This is a genomic window from Phytohabitans rumicis (assembly GCF_011764445.1).
Taxonomy (GTDB): Bacteria; Actinomycetota; Actinomycetes; order Mycobacteriales; family Micromonosporaceae; genus Phytohabitans; species Phytohabitans rumicis.
In genome coordinates this window covers 4,772,013-4,788,755 of the sequence record NZ_BLPG01000001.1, presented here as the reverse complement: position 1 = coordinate 4,788,755, position 16,743 = coordinate 4,772,013, and the positions used below count along the sequence as shown (strand labels likewise).

Below are 16,743 nucleotides of genomic sequence, written 5' to 3'. Positions count from 1 at the left end.
ATCGACACGCCGCAGCGGCCGGCGCCGGGCGGGCGCGGGGACGCCGCCGCGGCGGGCGCGACCACGCGCGGCGGGCGCGACCACGCGCGGCGGGCGCGACCACGCGCGGCGGGCGCGACCACGCGCGGCGGGTGCGGTGGGGGCGGGGCGGGGGCGCGCATGATAGCGGCCGCGAGGTGGGGAGCGGGGGTTATCCACAGGGCATTGTGGATCTTGGGGACGGAGTTATCCACAGGGGTTCTGATCTCGGCGGGCGCGTTGGGACGCTCTCTCACATGGCACCTCCACCTCAAAGGCCCCGGGCGTTGCAGTGGCAGGTATTCCGGGGCAGCGACGCCGTACGGCGCGACCTGCTCTCCGGAAAGCAGTTGCGCGGCGCGGCGTGGATGCGCGTGCACCACGACGTCTACGCCGACTCGCGGCTGGACCGGGACCACGCGCTCGCCTGCCGAGCCTTCGGCCTGCGCCTGCCGGTCAGCGCGGTCTTCGCCGGGCCGTCGGCCGCCCATCTGCACGGCGTCGAGCACGCGGCCGGGTTCGCCGACGACGTTCACGTGATCGTGCCGCCAGAGACGGGGGTCCGGTCTCGGCCGGCGATGCGGGTCCACGCGATCGAGCTGGAGTCCGACGAGTGGGAGGCGATCAACGGGCTGCGCCGTACGACGCCGATGCGCACGGTCTGGGACGTCGCCTGCTGGTCGGAGCTGGCGCACGCGGTGGGGATCCTCGACCGCCTGCTCGATGACGGGCTGGTGGCGCCGGACGACCTCACCGCCATCGCGGCCCGGTATGAGGACAGTCCAAGCCTGGGCCGCGCCTTGCGGGTCTTCGAGCTGGCGGACGCCCGCTCCCGGTCGCACGAGGAGTCGCACCTGCGGATCCGCTTGGTCGTCGCCGGCCTGCCTCCCCCGATGGCCCGCTACCCGGTCGAGCTCAACAGCGGGCGCGTGCTGCATCCCGGGGTGGCCTGGCCCGACTTCCGCGTCGCCGTGGAGCTGGACGAGCGGTCCCCAACAAACGACGAGCGACCCCTCAACGACGAGCGGCCCTCAACCAACGACGGCGACCCGGAGATCCTGCGCCGCTACCAACGTAGCCAGCTCATCGCCGCCGGCTGGGACGTGCTGCACGTGACCGGCCAGCAGCTGCAGCGGGACTTCACGACGTTCGTCACAGACGTCCGTAAAGCGCTCCTCGGGCGGGGCTGGCTGCCATGATTCCCTCGACCGCGTCCGGCACGTCGGCGAGCGACCGCACCTCGGCGTCCGGCCCGGGCCCGGGTGGGCGGGGCACGCCGGCCCGGTTCAGCCAGACCGTCCGCAGCCCGGCCGACTGGGCTCCGACCACGTCGTGGTCCCACGAGTCGCCCACGTGTGCGACGGCCGACGGGGCGCATCCGGCCGCCGCCACAACAGCCGCGAAGAACTCCGGCGCCGGCTTCTTCGGCAGCCCGGCCTCGTGGGCGTACACCTCGAAGGCGAACTCGCCGGTCAGCCCGCACCGGTCGGCGCGGCTGTTCCCGTTGGTGGCGAACCCGAGCACGTACGCCCGGCGGCGCAGCTCGGCCAGCGCCGGCAGCGCGTCGGCGAAGGGGCGGCTCAGCGCGAACCGAGCGGCGAAGAAGATCTCGGCGACCCGGTCCAGCTCGGCTTCCAGGCCCACCCGGGCCAGCGACCGGGCCAGCGCGGCGCGCCGGATGTCGGTCACCGGCTCGGCGCGCATCGCGGCGAAGACCGGCGTCCAGTCCGCGGCCAGGTCCGTCACGGCCAGCGCGGCCGCCGCCGGGGTCAGCCGCCGCATCTCCTCCAGTACGGCGCACAGCGCACCGTGCACCGCCGTCGACAGGTCGACAAGTGTCTCGTCGGCGTCGAATACGACGGTGGTGACGGTCATGGACGGGTCATTCGCAGCACGTCGAGCGCCTCCTCCAGCTGCTCCGCGGTGATCCGGCCGGCCTCGACGTGACCCCGGTCGCGCACCACGGCCCGGATCGGCTGGCCGGACGCCAGCGCCTGCTTGGCGATCGACGCGGCCTCCTCGTACCCGAAATAGCGGTTGAGCGGGGTGACGATCGACGGCGAGGTCTCCGCGTACTCGCGGCAGATCTCGACGTTCGCCACCAGGCCCGACACGCAACGGTCGGCGAAGAGCCGGCTCACGGCCGCCAGCAGCCGGATCGACTCCAGCAGGTTGCGGGCCATCACGGGGAGCATGACGTTGAGCTCGAAGTCGCCCTGGGAGCCGGAAAAGCCGACCGTCGCGTCGTTGCCGATGACCTGTGCGCAGACCTGGCGTACCGACTCGCAGACCACCGGGTTGACCTTGCCGGGCATGATCGACGAGCCGGGCTGGAGGTCGGGGATCTGCAGTTCACGCAGGCCGGCGCGGGGGCCGGAGCCCATCCACCGTATGTCGTTCGCGATCTTGTAGAGGCCGACGGCGACGGTGCGGAGCTGGCCGGAGGTCTCGACCAGCGCGTCGCGGGCGCCCTGTGCCTCGAAGTGGTTGCGTGCCTCGGTCAACGGGAGCCCGGTCAGCTCGCGCAGCTTCTCGATGACCGCGGGGGCGAAGCCGGGCGGCGTGTTGACGCCGGTGCCGACCGCGGTGCCGCCGAGGGGTAGTTCCGCCAGCCGGGGCAGGGCCGACTCCAGCCGCTCGATGCCGTACTGCACCTGGGCGGCGTATCCGGAGAGCTCCTGGCCCAAGGTGACCGGCGTGGCGTCCATGAGGTGCGTGCGGCCGGCCTTCACCACGGTCGCGAACTGGTCCACCTTGGCCTCCAGCGCGAACCCGAGGTGCCGGAGCGCGGGCAGCAGGTCGTGTACGACGCCGTACGTGGCGGCCAGATGGATCGAGGAAGGGAAGACGTCGTTGCTCGACTGGGACGCGTTGACGTCGTCGTTGGGGTGCACCGGCCGGCCCAGCTCCCGGCTGGCCAGCGTGGCGAGCACCTCGTTGGCGTTCATGTTCGAGGAGGTGCCGGACCCGGTCTGGAAGACGTCGACCGGGAACTGGTCGTCGTATCCACCGCCGGCCACGTGGGCCGCCGCCGCGGCGATCGCCTCGCCCACGTCGGCTGGCAGGACGCCGAGCCGCACGTTGACCTCGGCCGCCGCCCCCTTGATCTGGGCGAGGGCCCGGATATGCGCCGGCTCCAGCCCGCGCCCGGAGACCGGAAAGTTCTCCACCGCGCGCTGGGTCTGCGCCCGCCAGAGGGCGTCGGCGGGGACCCGGACCTCACCCATCGTGTCGCGTTCTACGCGCCATGCCTGCTCAGTCACGGTGTCCATCCTGCCGCAGATGCGGATGCGTCCAGCTCAACAAGGCGGCGAGCCACCGCCGCGGCCTCCGGTACGCCCAGCTCACGGCAGATCGTCAGGGCGCGCTCCCAATGCTTGCGGGCCTGCACCGGATCGGTCGGGGCGACCCGGCCGGCCAGCCCGTCGAGGGCGCGCGCCTCCTCGTACCGGTGCTTGATCTGCTCGGCGATGGCGAGCGCCTGGCCGTGCTGCTCGATCGCGGCGGACCGGTGTCCCGCCGCGGCGAGGGTCAGCCCCAGGTCGTTGCGCACGAGGGACTCGCCGCGCCGCTCGCCGATCTGCCGCATGATCGTCAGCGCCTGGCGGTGGTGCCGCTCGGCCGCGACGAGGTCGCCATCCATCCGGTACGCCACGCCGAGGTCGTTGAGCACCTCGCCCTCGCCGTACCGGTTGCCGGTGCGCCGCTTGACCTTGGCCGCGGCCTTCAGCAGGCGCCGCGCCGTGGCGTGCTGACCGAGCCGCAGCCGTACCTGGGCGATGTGGCCGAGCGCGATGCCCACCTGGAAGTCCAGCCCCCGTTCGCAGGAGAGCAGGAGGTGCCGTCGGTGCAGGTCGAGGGCCTCTTCGTAGCGGCCCAGGAACATGAACATCACGCCGAGGTCGGCGAGCGCGGCCGAGATCCCCCGGTCGTTGGCCAGCCGGCGCCAGGTGGCGAGCGCCTGCTGGGAGCAGTCGACGGCCTCGGACAGCCGGCCGAGTTGGATCAGCAGTACGCCGAGGTTGCCCCGGCAGATGGCCGCCTCGCGCTCATGCCCCAGCCGCTCGCGCAGCTTCAGCGCGGACTCCACGTGCTCGATCGCGTCCAGGTAGCGGCCGGCCCGGAAGTACACCGAGCCCAGGTAGTTGTGCATGGTCGCGACCGCCGCCTCGTCGCCGGCACGCTGGGCCGCCTTCAGGCCGTCGCGGTGGGTCGCGAGGAGGTCGTCGTTGTAGCAGCCGATGAAGAGGAACCGCCACGTCGCCCGGGCCAGCTTCCAGGCGTACTCGTGGTGGCCGGTCTGCACCGCGCGCCGGACGAACGGCGCGAGGTTGAGCCGCTCGTCCTCCAGCCAGGCCGCCCCGGCGTCGCCGTTCTCGGTGATCAGATCGGGGCGCAGCGGCTGGCTCAGGCTGAGCGTGCTGTGCAGGGCGCCCTTCTCCACCTCCGCGCTGGCCGCGACCACCGCGTGCAGGTACCAGTCGAGCACCCGGCCGACCGCGGCCTGGCGCGCCGCTTCCGGCTCCGTCGTGGTGACCAGCTCCCGGGCGTACTCGCGCATGAGGTCGTGCAGGCGGAATCGGCCGGCCTCCGGCTCCTCCACCAGGTGCCGGTCGACCAGCTCGTCGAGCTGGTCCTGGGCGTCGGGCAGCGGCAGGTCGGCGAGCGCCGCCGCACCGCGGGCGTCGAACCGCACCCCCGGATACAGCCCGAGCAGCCGAAACAGCCGCTGCGCGGGCTCGGGCAGCTGCCGGTACGACAACGCGAACGCGCTCGCCACCGTCCGATCCTCGGCGGCCAGCTCGGGGAGCACCGGGCGCTCGTTCCGCAGCCGCCCGGCAAGGTCGGCCACCTGCCAGCCGCGCCGGTGGGCCAGCCGGGCGCCCGCCAGCCGGATCGCCAGGGGCAGGTAGCCGCAGCGGCGCACGACGTCGACGGCGGCGGCCGGCTCGGCGGCGATCCGCTCCGGGCCGGCGACCTTGGCCAGCAGCTCCACCGCTTCCGCCTCGGCCAGCACGGGCAGCGGCTCGGGGTGTACGCCGTCCAGGCCGACCAGCCGGCGCCGGCTGGTCACCAGCGCCAGGCAGCCGGGCGCGGCGGGCAGCAGCGGGCTGACCTGCGCGGTGCTCGCGGCGTTGTCCAGCACCACGAGTACGCGCCGGGCCGCCAGCTCGGTCCGCCACAGCGCGACCCGGTCGTCCGGCTCGGCCGGGATCCGCTCGCTCGGCACGCCGAGCTGGCGCAGCAGGGTGACGAGCGCGGCGGCCGGATCCAGTGGGCGCCGCTCGCTGGATCCGTGCAGGTCGACGAAGAGCTGCGCGTCCGGGTAGCGGGCGGCCAGCAGGGACGCCACGTGTACGGCGAGCGTGGTCTTGCCGCTGCCGGCCATCCCGTCGATGAGCTGGATGACCGGTCCACCAAGATCGGCTCGCTCGACGGCGTTCACCAGTCGGGCCACCACCTCGCCGCGGCCGGTGAAGTCGGCCGCGGCCCGGGGCAGGCAGCGCGCGGGCGGGTGCTGGTGGCGGTCCTCCACCGGCGATCCGACGTCGCCGACCAGGATCCGCTGGTGCATCTCGCGCAGGGCCAGACCTGGCTCGATGCCCAGCTCGTCGGCGAGCGCCTCGCGGGCCTGCCGGTAGACGGCCAGCGCGTCGGCCTGCCGACCGGCCCGGTAGAGGGCGAGCATGAGCTGGGCCCGCAGCCGCTCCCGCAGCGGATACCGCTCCACCAGGTCGGTCAGCTCGCCGAGCAGCTCGCGCTCGCGGCCGAGGCGCAGCTCGACGTCGATGCACTCCTCGATCGCGACGGTGTGCTGCTCGTCCAGGGCCGCCGCGCCGCGCTGGACGGCTCGGCTGGAGATCCCGGCGAGCGCGGGCCCGCGCCACAGCCCCAGCGCCGCCCGGAACTGCTCACGGGCCTCGTCGGCGCGTTCCGACTCGGCGGCGGCCCGGGCCGCGGTGGTCAGCTGGCTGAAGACGAGCGAGTCCAGGTCGTCGGGGCCGACCCGGACGGCGTACCCGGCGGGGTCCGTGAGGATGACCTCGTCGCCGCTGGCGGTGGCGAGCGCCCGGCGCAGCCGGGACACGCAGCTCTGCAGCTGGCCGCGCGCGGTGGTGGGCGGCGCGCCGTCCCACATCGCGTCGAGCAGGCGGTCGACGGGCACCACCCGGCCCGCGTTGAGCAGCAGCATCGCGAGTACCACGCGGTCCCGTCCCGCGGTGACCGTGGCGTCGTCGGCGCCGCCCACACGCAGTGGCCCCAGGATCCCGAACCGCATCTCTTGAAATCTATCCCTGTCCGGCTAGAGGCGGTGTCCGAAGGCGAGAGCGAGATGGGAGCGGATTGAGAGCCCCCACCGTCACGATGGACGTGCGGGAACCAGGTGACGGGGTCCGTGCGGGCTCATGACGGGGGCGGTCGCCTGACTAACCGCAAGCGACCGTTTGAGCCTCAACGCCGACCAACGGTCAGCACGGGCTTTGTCACCTCCGCGAAGAAGTCGTTGCCCTTGTCGTCAACCACGATGAAGGCAGGGAAGTCCTCGACCTCGATCTTCCAGATGGCTTCCATGCCGAGCTCCGGGTACTCCAGGACCTCGACGTGCTTGATGCAGTCCTGGGCAAGACGTGCGGCCGGGCCGCCGATCGAGCCGAGGTAGAAGCCGCCGTGCTGGTGGCAGGACTCGGTGACGCCGCGCGACCGGTTGCCCTTCGCCAGCATCACGTGCGACCCGCCGGCCGCCTGGAACTTCGCCACGTACGCGTCCATCCGGCCGGCCGTCGTGGGGCCGAACGAACCCGACGCGTACCCCTCGGGGGTCTTGGCCGGCCCGGCGTAGTAGATGGCGTGGTCGCGCAGGTACGCCGGCATCGGCTCGCCCGCGTCGAGCCGCTCGGCGATCTTCGCGTGCGCGATGTCGCGGGCGACGACGAGCGGCCCGGTCAGCGAGAGTCGGGTCTTGACGGGGTACTTGGACAGCTCGGCGCGGATCTCGTCCATCGGCCGGTTGAGGTCGACGCGGACGACCTCTTCCGTCTCGAGCTGCGCCTCCGTCACATCGGGCAGGTAGCGCGCCGGGTCGGTCTCCAGCCGTTCCAGCCACACGCCGGACGGGGTCACCTTGGCCAGCGCCTGGCGGTCCGCCGAGCAGGACACCGCGATCGCCACCGGGCAGGAGGCGCCGTGCCGGGGCAGGCGGATCACCCGTACGTCGTGGCAGAAGTAGCGCCCGCCGAACTGCGCACCGATGCCGAACTGCCGGGTCAGCTCCAGCACCTCGGCCTCCAGCTGCACGTCGCGGAAGCCGTGCGCCAGCATCGAGCCCTCGGTCGGCAGCCCGTCGAGGTACTTCGCGGACGCGAGCTTGGCGGCCTTCAGCGCGTACTCCCCGGAGGTGCCGCCGATCACGACGGCGAGGTGGTACGGCGGGCACGCGGCCGTGCCGATCAGCCGCAGCTTCTCCTCCAGGAACTGCATCATCCGTGTCGGGTTCAGCAGCGCCTTGGTCTCCTGGTAGAGGTACGACTTGTTGGCCGAGCCGCCGCCCTTGGCCATGAAGAGGAACTTGTACGCGTCGGGCTGCCCGCCCGGGTCCTCGGCGTACAGCTCGATCTGCGCGGGCAGGTTGGAGCCGGTGTTGCGCTCCTCCCACGTGGTCAGCGGGGCGAGCTGGGAGTACCGCAGGTTGAGCCGGGTGTACGCCTCGTACACGCCGCGGGCGATGGCCTCCTCGTCCGTGCCGTCGGTGAGCACGTGCCGGCCGCGCTTGCCCATGACGATCGCGGTGCCCGTGTCCTGGCACATGGGCAGCACCCCGCCCGCCGCGATGTTCGCGTTGCGCAGCAGGTCGAGCGCGACGAACCGGTCGTTCGGCGACGCGGCCGGGTCATCGATGATCGACCGCAGCTGGGTCAGGTGCGCCGGGCGCAGATAGTGCGCAATGTCATGCATGGCCTCCGCGGTGAGCATGGTCAGCACGGACGGCTCGACGGTCAGGAAGCGCCGCCCGCCCGGACCGTGCACCACATCGACACCTTCGTCGCTGACCAGCCGATACTCGGTCAGGTCGGCACCGGTCGGCAGTAACGGAGAAAACGAGAAGGCGGCCGCGCTCATGAGCGGAAAGCCTAGCTCCCTTTGACGCGGGTCACTTGTCCGCGTTGCACTGCGGCTCCTTGGGCCCGTCGCAGAGCGAGGAATCGGTGGTCGAACCACCCGACGTGGGCGCCGGCGTCGCCCCGGAGCCGGCGAACGGGACGTACCCGATCTCCCGGCCCTCACCGATGATCATGCCGCCGGCTCCGATGGCCCAGACCTTCGCGGACGACCGGAGGTCGGCCAGCTTCTTGCCGTTGGCCGGCGCAAGAGCCACGATCCGATCAGGTTCTTCGGGTACGACGACAGCGGCGAACCGGGTGATCACGGCCTGCACCTTCTTGTCCTCGGACTCGAAGCTCCAGCGCGCCTTCTTGACCCCGAACTCGTACGCGGTGACCACCTTGCCACCCGACGGGCGCACCAGCGCGTACCGGTCGTCGACGGCGAGCAGCTTCTCCCCCTGTTTGCCGATCCACAACACCCGCCCGTCGTACGTGTCGACGACCACCTCGCTCCCGTCTGCGGCCACGGCGACGATGACGTTCTGCCCGCCGGCCGGGTCGTCCCGCTGCGTGCACCCGGCGCCGTCGGCCGTACGGAGGTTGAGCGCCTCGTGCCGCCACACCTCCTTCTCGGCGGCCGGATCGGTGGCGGTGACCGTGAAGTAGCAGCTGCCGTCCGCGGAGCGGGCCTCTACGCGCAGCACCCGGCCGCCCACCACCACGTACCGGTCGCGGCGCCCGGGGTCGAAGTCCTGCACGGCGCGGCCGGCGGCGGTGTCGACCACGCGCACCCGACCGTCGACCGGAAAGCCGAGCAGCGACGGCATCAGCGCCGGCCCGGCGGCGTCACCGGCGACCCGGCGCGCGGTGAGCGGCTTGGCGTCGAGCAGATCCGGGTTGTCGGCGAAGAGCACGAACCCGACGCCCGGCAGGTCAACCGTCCACATCGGACTGGAGCCGCGCGGCTCCCAGGCGGTCAGGGTGCAGTCCTTGGCGCCGCCGCAGCGCACGTCGAGCAGCGCGTTGCGGTACGTCCAGACGGCCACCGCGTCCTCGTCCGTCCGGCGCACCGTCCCGGAGACCGGGTCGAGTACCTCGTACCCCTTTTTCAGCAGATCACCCACGACGACGACCGCGTCGTTGCCCTCGCCCGCGACGGCGCCCCAGTCCTTTTTCGTCTCCCAGAGCCGGATGCCGGTGGTGAGGCTGCGGCCCTCGACCGAGGTGCGGTGCTCGACCATGATGGCGTTGCCGGCCATCACCACGCTCTTCGGGCTGCCACCGAGGCGCTGCTGCCAGGAGACCTTCGGGGCGGAGAGGGGCTGGCTGGTGTTCACCCAGTCCCAGAGGCCCGGGAACGGATTCCACGTGTTGGTGCTGACCAGGATGACCAGCACAATGAGGGCGGCCACGACCCACCCCGCCCTGCCATTGGCCGTCCCCTTAGCCATCGGCCCCACGGTAGCGACACGCGGGATTGAAACCCGCTAGCGCGATCCGCCCGTGTCGATGGGGTTTGAGGTGATCTTTCCCCCTGCGATCAAGGCAGCGGACCGGACCAGCGGCAGCGTACGGTACGGAATCTGCTCGGCCAACGCGATGATCGTCGAGGCGCGCACGATGCCCTCGTGCGCGACGATCTGGTCGATCACCCGCTGGAGGTCGGCGTTCGAGCGGGCCACGATCCGGCACAGCAGGTCGCCCGAGCCGGTGATGGTGTGCGCCTCCAGCACCTCGGGGATCTCCGCGAGGTGCGCGGCGACCGGATCGTGCCCCTGCCGCTGGGTGATCTCCAGCGTGACGAACGAGGTGACCCCGAAGCCGATCGCGGCCGGCGCGATGTCCGGCCCGAAGCCCAGGATGACGCCCCGCTCCACGAGCTTGTCCAGGCGGGCCTGTACGGTGCCCCGGGCCACCCGCAGCCGCCGCGAGCACTCCAGCACACCGATCCTGGGCTCGGCGGTCAGGAGCTCCACCAAGCGCCCATCAAGCTCATCGAGCTGGACAGTCTGTCCACCGGTCATAGCGAATGACCCTACCGGCTGCACAGCGGGCAGCGCCGCGTTGGGGAAACCTGTAACACTGTCCGCGTGACGCAACCCCCTGCGCCCTGGACCGCACCTCCGCCCCCCGGGTGGTACGCGCCCCCTCCTCCGCCGCCTCCCGCGTTGAGCCCCGGCGGGCAGCCGCTGGCCAGCTTCACCGACCGCCTGCTGGCTTACCTGATCGACTACGCCATCATCACGGGCGTAATGATCATCCTGGCCATCCCCGCGGGCGTCGTGTTCTTCGTGGTGGTCGGGCCCGACCTGTTCGAGGTGCAGCCGGACGGCACGCCCGCCACGCCGGACTTCCTCGAGTTCTTCGTGCCGCTGCTGCTGATCGACTTGGCGGTCATCGTCGCCACCATGGTCGTGGCGTACCTCTACGAGGTCGAAATGATGTTTCGGTCCGGGCAGACGCTCGGCAAGCGGGCCATGAAGATCAAGGTCACACCGGTGGACCCGGCGGGAGCGCTCAACCGGGGCATGGCGGCCCGGCGCTGGCTGGTCGACCGGGTCGCGGTGATGTTCCTGCCCGGCTTCCTGTACGTCGACGGCCTGTGGCAACTGTGGGACAAGCCCCACCAGCAGTGCCTCCACGACAAGTTCGCCAAGACCGTGGTCGTTAAGGTTCCTGCGTGAGCGTCGCACCTGGCTGGTACAAGGACCCCGGCGAGCCGACCACCCAGCGCTACTGGGACGGCGATGGGTGGGTTGGCGAGCCGCTGCCCGCCGACGCCACGCCGCCCGCCGGGCCCCCGGCCCCGAAGCCAACCCCGCCACCGCCACCAGCGGTGGTTCCGCCGCCTGCGCCGATCGACCCGCCCACGCCGCCGGCCCCGCCCACCCCGCAGAACGGCGTGCCGAGCCCGCAGCCGTGGCCGCAGATGGCACCGCTGCCGCCGGGTACGCGCCTGCCACCGCCGCCGCCCGGCTTCCCGTACCCGCCGTACGGCTACACCGCGCCGGTCCCGCCACCCCGGCCGCACGGGATGCGCCTCGCCCCCACCGGCCTGCGCCTGGTCGCCCGGCTGATCGACATCGGCGCGGTGCTCCTGCTCAACCTCGTGGTCAACGGCTGGTTCATCTGGCGGTACGTCGAGGAGGTCGCGCCGCTCTACCGCGAGCTGAACCGCCGCGCGCAGGAGGGCGAGCCGCTGCTGCAAAACCTCCCCCAGGCCGGCGACCAGGCGAACGGCCTGCAGATCGCCATCATGCTGATCGCCACCGCGCTGTGGTTCGCGTACGAGGTGCCGGCCACCGCCAACACCGGCCAGACGCTCGGCAAACGGATCATGCGAATCAAGGTGGTCCGCATGGAGACCGCCGACCGGCTCGGCTTCGGCCGCTCCGTCCGCCGATGGAACACGCTCGGCCTGCCGACGCTGCTGTGGTACTGCTGCGGTATCGGCTTCGTCCTACAGTTCGTGGACTGCGTGTTCGTGCTTTTCGACCGGCCACTGCACCAGGCACTGCACGACAAGTCGGCAGCCACGGTGGTCGTCGAGGTACCCCGCGAACCGCGGGTGGAAGAACCTGGAGGTAAATCATGACCAAGTTGACCCGCGCGGACCTCGACGCCCTGCCGACCTACCTGCCCGGCCGCAACCCGGCCGACGTGGCCCGCGAGCTGGGGCTGGCCGAGGCGATCAAGCTGGCCAGCAACGAGGTGCCGTACGGCCCCCTGCCCGGCGTCGTGGAGGCCGTCGCCGAGGCCGTCGCCGGCGTGCACCGGTACCCGGACATGGGCGTGGTGGCGCTCCGCGAGGCCCTCGCGCGCCGGCACGACATACCGGCCGACCGGATCGCCACCGGCTGCGGGTCGGTCGCGCTCTGCGAGCACCTCGCCCGAGCTACCTGCCTGCCCGGCGACGAGATCGTCTACTCGTGGCGGTCGTTCGAGGCGTACCCGATCATCGCGGCCATCACCGGCGTGACCAGCGTCCGCGTGCCCAACACCGCGGACCACGGCCACGACCTGTCCGCGATGGCCGACGCGATCACCGATCGCACCCGCGTGGTCATCGTCTGCAACCCCAACAATCCCACGGGTACGTCGATACGCCGCGCCGACCTCGACCGCTTCCTCGACGCGGTGCCCGACGACGTGGTGGTCGTGATCGACGAGGCGTACCGGGAGTTCGTCACCGACGCCGAGGTGCCCGACGCGGTGCGCACCTACCGCGACCGCCCCAACGTGGTGGTGCTGCGCACCCTGTCCAAGGCGTGGGGCCTGGCCGGCCTGCGGGTCGGCTTCATGGTCGCGCAGCCGGAGGTGGCCGCCACCGTGCGCAAGGTGATCACGCCGTTCTCGACCAACACGGCCGCCCAGGCCGGGGCGCTCGCGGCGCTCGCGCAGGAAGACGAGGTACGCCGCCGGTGCGCGCTCGTGACCGCCGAACGCGACCGCCTCACCGAGTCGGTGCGCAAGCTCGGCGTGGACGTGCCGGACAGCCAGGCCAACTTCATCTGGCTGCCGCTCGGCGACGGCGCGGCCGCGTTCGGCACCGCCTGCGAGTCCCGCGGCGTGATCGTCCGCCCCTTCCAAGGCGACGGCGTCCGCGTAACCGTAGGCACCCCCCAGGAAAACGACGCCTTCCTAACCGCCGCCGAATCCGCCCTGCCCTAGCCCGCGCGCTGCGCCCCCTTTGTCCGTCGATCAAGGGCAAACGGTCGTGCTTTGATCTCCAAGCCACGGCCGTTTGCCCTTGATCGACGCAGAATTCCTTGATCGACGCAGCCGCCCACCCCTACCCGGACCTCAGCCACTCCCCGGCTCACGCCACATCGGCCAAAAGGGCGTCCCATCGGGAACGGCGAACCACTCCTCAGCCCGATAGCCATGCCGGGCGTACAGGTCGCGGCTGGGCGGGTTGGTCGCCTCGACGTACGCCGCGATCCCAATGCTGTCCAGCTGGGCGTGGTGATGCCGCAGCAGGGCCGAGCCCACCCCTTCGCCCTGGCGCCCCGGCAGTACGGCCAGGAACGCCAGGCGGTGGTGCGGCCGGGTCGGACGGTTGACGGTGATGAGCTGGTCGAGCACCTGGAACCGCTCGGTCCACCGCCCGCACGCTCGGGCTCGGCGCTGGTCGTAGTCCGGCGGTGGAGGCAGCGGCCGGCCGTCGCGGAGAAACCACACCGCCACGCCCGACCGGTCGCCCGACATGTGCACCTCTCCGTACGTCAAGGCGTGCTCGACGTAGATCCGGATGTGGTCGCGCAGCACGGCACGCCGGTCCTGACGACCGGGCACAAGCCAGACGGCTATACCCAGGTACTGGAATGCGTCGGCGATCAGCTCGGCGACGTCGTCGACGTCGCGGTGGTCGGCCCGCACGATCCGGGATCTGGCCTCCGATGCGGTCAACGACATGCGGCGACTCCGGGGGTGAGCGCTCGATTTCGAGAACAGAACGCAGCGACTTGCACACCGGGAGTGACCTGGTTGACAGATGCTCAAGGACCCGGTAGCCACACCAGAATGCACCGGACAAAGTTGCAATGCAACTCCCGTTTCTCACTGAGAACGACCTTGGTGGCGCGCCGTGGATAGAGGTGCGAAACTCGCTGCCGTGTCTGGAAGCCCTACAGTTCGCCGCCGCCGCATCGCCCGCGAGCTTCGCCACCTGCGTGAGCGCACCGGGATGAACCTGGAGCAGGCGGCTCGCCAGCTCGATATGTCCAAGAGCAACCTGTCCCGAATCGAGAACGCGCAGATCGGGATCAAGCCGCGTGACGTACGTGCCGCCCTCGCTCTCTACCAGGTGACTGGGGCTGACGCCGAAGCGCTCATCGACATCGCCCGGGGAGCCCAGCAGCGTGGCTGGTGGCAGAACTACAGCGATGTGTTGCCCGTATGGTTCGAGTTCTACGTCGGGTTGGAGGCCGAGGCGTCCGCCGTTTGGACTTATGAAGCCGAAACGGTTCCCGGCCTGATGCAGACCGAGGATTACGCGCGCGCCGTTTACCGCCTCACCGCCGGGGACGAGGATCTAGATCGCAAGGTCGCGGCGCGCATCCGGCGCCAAGAGGTGCTGCATCGCGAATCGCCAGTCGAATTGTCCGTTGTACTCAACGAAGCCGTGCTCTTGCGTTCAGTGGGCGGAACGCAGGTGATGAGCCGCCAACTGGACCATCTTGCCGATCTCGGAGAGCTACCTAACGTAACTATTCAGGTACTGCCGTTTTCGGTTGGCGGTCACCCGGCGATGACAACACCCTACGTGATCATAAGCTTTCCCGACGCAGCCGACGAGCCGGTTGTGTATCTAGAGAATTTGACAAACGGCCAAGCCTTGGAAGAGCAGGATCACGTGCGCGGGTATACACTCGTCCACGAGAGGCTGCGCAAAATGGCGCTCGCTCCCGACGACTCGGTCGCCTGGATTCGCAAAGCTTCTCGCAACCGTCCGTAATCAATCTAGGGACAAGGGGTGCGGAATGGCCGCCCTGGACCTGACCCGCGCAGCGTGGTTCAAGAGCACGCGCAGTAGCGGGAACGGCAACTGCGTTGAGGTTGCGATCCTCGACCGCGCGGTCGCGGTACGCGACACGAAAGACCGGAGCGGACCGGTGCTGTTGTTCACGCCGGCCGGGTGGAGCACGTTCGTCGACGGTGCGAAGAACGGGGACTTCGATCTCCGCGACTGACGACTGAACGGCTGAACGGCAACGGCTCTCCAATCCCTAGGGGGCCGTAGTTTGCTTTTCGGGGGCACCTCACTGGGTGCCCCCGATTGCTTGCTGTCGGTAAAGCTTCTACGTTCGCGCGAGGATAACCGGCAGCGCGCCGAAGTACGTCTCTTCAGCATCATCCGTTTCATCTGGCACCGGCTCTATCAGCCGTTCCACTGCCACGAAGCCATCTCCGGCGCGCACCTGGCCGGGCACCCAGTTGACCCGCTCCCGCCCGTATGCCAGCACGAATCTCGACTTCTCCGCGCCGTTTGACGGATCGAGCGTGACAATCTCCCGCGCGTTGGTTAGCAGGTGCACCGCGCCGGGTTGGACCGCGAGCACTTCGGCGGTTCCGTCGCCACGCCAGCGCCAGATCTCCGCCCCCGTACGCAGGGCGCGGGCCACCGCCGCGCCGCCCTGGACGGCGACGCCCACCTCGCCCGCCACCGCGGCGGCCGGCAGATCCAGGGCCGGCGCCGCGACCGGCTGGCCACCCGCCGCCTCCGGTGTCAGCCAGCCCTTCGATCCGCCGCCTCCGGTGGTACGCAGCGCGGTGCAGGCCGAGTGCGCGGTCGCGCAGCCGAGCGGCTCCACGATCAGGGAGCGCCCGGCGTCCGGCGGCTCCCAGCGACCGGTGCGCTGCCCGGTCGCCAGGTCGTAGAACTCCAGCGCCGGCGTGCCCCCGCAGGTGTCCGTCGCGACGTACTGGCCGCCGGCCGTGGTGAAGCCACCGGTCCGGCAGCCCGGCAGCGCCGTACGCCATGCCTCCTGGCCGGTGACGGCGTCGAGGGCGCGCAGGAAGCCGGCATCGCGGACGATCACCTTCGGACCGGCCGTGTAGAGCCCCACGGGGGCGTACAGGGTCTCCGCGCCGGTGCTCCCGCCGTCGTACCCGGCCTTCGCGGTCGGCTTGCCCTTGGCCCGCCACACCACCTTCCCGGTACGGGCGTCGAGCGCCACAAGCTCGCCGTCGGACCACCGGCTGACCACGGTCGTGCCCACCGCGACCACGCCCAGCAGTTCCTCCGGCCACCGCCGGTACGACCAGTACGGCGTGCGCTGGGTCCGGGCGTCGACCGGGCCGTCGGCGCGTACCTGGCGGGTGGTGGCGTAGAGCCGCAGCCGCCCGTCGACGATGAGCGGCGCCGCCGGCAACGATCCGATCACGCCCGGCTGGGCGGCCGGCGCGGCCGGGTAGGCGGTGGTGGCGACGGTGACGGTCTCAGCGGGTGCCAGCACGCGATAAGCGATCACACCGCCAACGGCGACAGCGGCCGCGACCGCCACACCGGCTGCGGCAAGGCGCGGCCAGCCCGCAGTACGCATCCCCACGCGGGGCAGGTTACCTGCCTAGGCCGCAGCCGGCCGGGCCGCGGCGGTGGCCAGGTCGGTCAGGTCCTGCCGGAGGGCGCCCTCGACCGTGCGGGCCGCCAGGCCACCGAAGACCAGCACGAGGAGGCGTCCGCCGGGAGCGGACGGCGCACCCTCTTGTACGACGGTGACCGCCGTGCCGCCGCGGTGCCGCCCGACCTCGACCGGCGTGAACGTGTACGTCATCCGGTAGTTGGCGCCGATCCCGGGCGACGCGACCACGAAGCGGATCGGCGAATCGCACCGCAGCACGGTGAACTCCTCGGTGACCTGCACGTCACCGGGCATCGTGCGGGTCTCCCGCCACACCGTGCCGGCGCCGAAAGGACCGGGGGTGACCACCTCGATCGCATCCACTGTGGAGAGCCAGTCGGCGCGGGCCGGCAGGTCTGTGAAGACGCGCCACACCCGGACCGCTGGTGCATCGATCAACCGTGTTACCGCCACCGTGGACATAGCGCCTCCCCCAGTCGCCCACGGTACGCCCGCAACGCATCCGCGGCACGCAATATTGCTGACAGTGACGCGATCGT

15 protein-coding genes are annotated in these 16,743 nt (G+C 71.2%); 6 read left to right on the top strand and 9 right to left on the bottom strand.

Annotation, left to right across the window (positions count from 1 at the left end):
• The first annotated feature begins 305 nt into the window (after positions 1-305).
• Positions 306-1,217: a type IV toxin-antitoxin system AbiEi family antitoxin gene (locus Prum_RS21550; RefSeq protein ID WP_173078169.1), complete on the top strand. Its 912-nt coding sequence runs from the start codon at positions 306-308 to the stop codon at positions 1,215-1,217.
• On the opposite strand, the gene Prum_RS21545 is transcribed toward Prum_RS21550, so the two are convergent.
• The 6 genes from Prum_RS21545 to Prum_RS21520 all read right to left on the bottom strand — a co-directional run bounded on the left by Prum_RS21545 (position 1,171) and on the right by Prum_RS21520 (position 10,144).
• Complete coding sequence (locus Prum_RS21545) at positions 1,171-1,893, bottom strand: HAD family hydrolase (RefSeq protein WP_173078168.1); 723 nt, start codon at positions 1,891-1,893, stop codon at positions 1,171-1,173. The genes Prum_RS21550 and Prum_RS21545 overlap by 47 nt on opposite strands.
• Positions 1,890-3,245, bottom strand: a complete 1,356-nt coding sequence (locus Prum_RS21540; protein WP_246278596.1) for a class II fumarate hydratase — start codon at positions 3,243-3,245, stop codon at positions 1,890-1,892. The genes Prum_RS21545 and Prum_RS21540 overlap by 4 nt, the downstream gene beginning before the upstream one ends.
• A 32-nt stretch (positions 3,246-3,277) precedes the next feature.
• Positions 3,278-6,298: an AfsR/SARP family transcriptional regulator gene (locus tag Prum_RS21535; protein ID WP_173078166.1), complete on the bottom strand. Its 3,021-nt coding sequence runs from the start codon at positions 6,296-6,298 to the stop codon at positions 3,278-3,280.
• Positions 6,299-6,471: 173 nt separating this feature from the next.
• Positions 6,472-8,136 carry a fumarate hydratase gene (locus Prum_RS21530; RefSeq protein ID WP_173078165.1) on the bottom strand — a complete coding sequence of 555 codons (1,665 nt, stop codon included), beginning with the start codon at positions 8,134-8,136 and terminating at the stop codon, positions 6,472-6,474.
• Between the two features lie 31 nt (positions 8,137-8,167).
• Complete coding sequence (locus Prum_RS21525) at positions 8,168-9,571, bottom strand: outer membrane protein assembly factor BamB family protein (RefSeq protein WP_173078164.1); 1,404 nt, start codon at positions 9,569-9,571, stop codon at positions 8,168-8,170.
• Positions 9,572-9,607: 36 nt separating this feature from the next.
• Entirely contained in the window at positions 9,608-10,144 is a 537-nt protein-coding gene (locus Prum_RS21520; protein WP_173078163.1) for an Lrp/AsnC family transcriptional regulator, read from the bottom strand.
• A gap of 144 nt (positions 10,145-10,288) precedes the next feature.
• Between Prum_RS21520 and Prum_RS21515 the strand changes: the two genes are divergently transcribed.
• The 3 genes from Prum_RS21515 to hisC are packed head-to-tail and all read left to right on the top strand — an operon-like array spanning position 10,289 to position 12,791.
• Complete coding sequence (locus Prum_RS21515; protein WP_173078162.1) at positions 10,289-10,804, top strand: RDD family protein; 516 nt, start codon at positions 10,289-10,291, stop codon at positions 10,802-10,804.
• Entirely contained in the window at positions 10,801-11,715 is a 915-nt protein-coding gene (locus Prum_RS21510) for an RDD family protein (RefSeq protein ID WP_173078161.1), read from the top strand. The genes Prum_RS21515 and Prum_RS21510 overlap by 4 nt, the downstream gene beginning before the upstream one ends.
• Positions 11,712-12,791: a histidinol-phosphate transaminase gene (gene hisC / locus Prum_RS21505; protein ID WP_173078160.1), complete on the top strand. Its 1,080-nt coding sequence runs from the start codon at positions 11,712-11,714 to the stop codon at positions 12,789-12,791. Before Prum_RS21510 ends, hisC begins: the two co-directional genes overlap by 4 nt.
• Before the next feature lie 132 nt (positions 12,792-12,923).
• Here hisC and Prum_RS21500 read toward each other — a convergent pair whose 3' ends face one another.
• A complete protein-coding gene (locus tag Prum_RS21500) occupies positions 12,924-13,535 on the bottom strand; it encodes a GNAT family N-acetyltransferase (protein WP_173078159.1) in 612 nt (203 codons plus the stop codon).
• A gap of 199 nt (positions 13,536-13,734) precedes the next feature.
• Here Prum_RS21500 and Prum_RS21495 point away from each other — a divergent pair, with 199 nt between their 5' ends.
• Entirely contained in the window at positions 13,735-14,577 is an 843-nt protein-coding gene (locus Prum_RS21495; protein ID WP_173083996.1) for a helix-turn-helix domain-containing protein, read from the top strand.
• Between the two features lie 25 nt (positions 14,578-14,602).
• Complete coding sequence (locus tag Prum_RS21490) at positions 14,603-14,812, top strand: DUF397 domain-containing protein (protein WP_173078158.1); 210 nt, start codon at positions 14,603-14,605, stop codon at positions 14,810-14,812.
• Positions 14,813-14,920: 108 nt separating this feature from the next.
• Here the strand turns inward: Prum_RS21490 and Prum_RS21485 are convergent, their stop codons facing one another.
• Together Prum_RS21485 and Prum_RS21480 are read right to left on the bottom strand one after the other, a co-directional pair.
• Positions 14,921-16,078, bottom strand: a complete 1,158-nt coding sequence (locus Prum_RS21485) for an outer membrane protein assembly factor BamB family protein (protein ID WP_246278015.1) — start codon at positions 16,076-16,078, stop codon at positions 14,921-14,923.
• Between the two features lie 111 nt (positions 16,079-16,189).
• Positions 16,190-16,666 (bottom strand): SRPBCC family protein, encoded by a 477-nt coding sequence (locus Prum_RS21480; RefSeq protein ID WP_173078157.1) that lies wholly within the window; start codon positions 16,664-16,666, stop codon positions 16,190-16,192.
• Positions 16,667-16,743 lie beyond the last annotated feature (77 nt).

Bases quoted from the DNA above. Each gene is read 5' to 3' on its own strand.
- Prum_RS21540 (WP_246278596.1), bottom strand. From the start codon at position 3,245: ATGGGTGAGGTCCGGGTCCCCGCCGACGCCCTCTGGCGGGCGCAGACC.
- Prum_RS21545 (WP_173078168.1), bottom strand. From the start codon at position 1,893: ATGACCGTCACCACCGTCGTATTCGACGCCGACGAGACACTTGTCGAC.
- Prum_RS21500 (WP_173078159.1), bottom strand. From the start codon at position 13,535: ATGTCGTTGACCGCATCGGAGGCCAGATCCCGGATCGTGCGGGCCGAC.
- hisC (WP_173078160.1), top strand. From the start codon at position 11,712: ATGACCAAGTTGACCCGCGCGGACCTCGACGCCCTGCCGACCTACCTG.
- Prum_RS21535 (WP_173078166.1), bottom strand. From the start codon at position 6,298: ATGCGGTTCGGGATCCTGGGGCCACTGCGTGTGGGCGGCGCCGACGAC.
- Prum_RS21520 (WP_173078163.1), bottom strand. From the start codon at position 10,144: ATGACCGGTGGACAGACTGTCCAGCTCGATGAGCTTGATGGGCGCTTG.
- Prum_RS21530 (WP_173078165.1), bottom strand. From the start codon at position 8,136: ATGAGCGCGGCCGCCTTCTCGTTTTCTCCGTTACTGCCGACCGGTGCC.
- Prum_RS21525 (WP_173078164.1), bottom strand. From the start codon at position 9,571: ATGGCTAAGGGGACGGCCAATGGCAGGGCGGGGTGGGTCGTGGCCGCC.
- Prum_RS21480 (WP_173078157.1), bottom strand. From the start codon at position 16,666: ATGTCCACGGTGGCGGTAACACGGTTGATCGATGCACCAGCGGTCCGG.
- Prum_RS21490 (WP_173078158.1), top strand. From the start codon at position 14,603: ATGGCCGCCCTGGACCTGACCCGCGCAGCGTGGTTCAAGAGCACGCGC.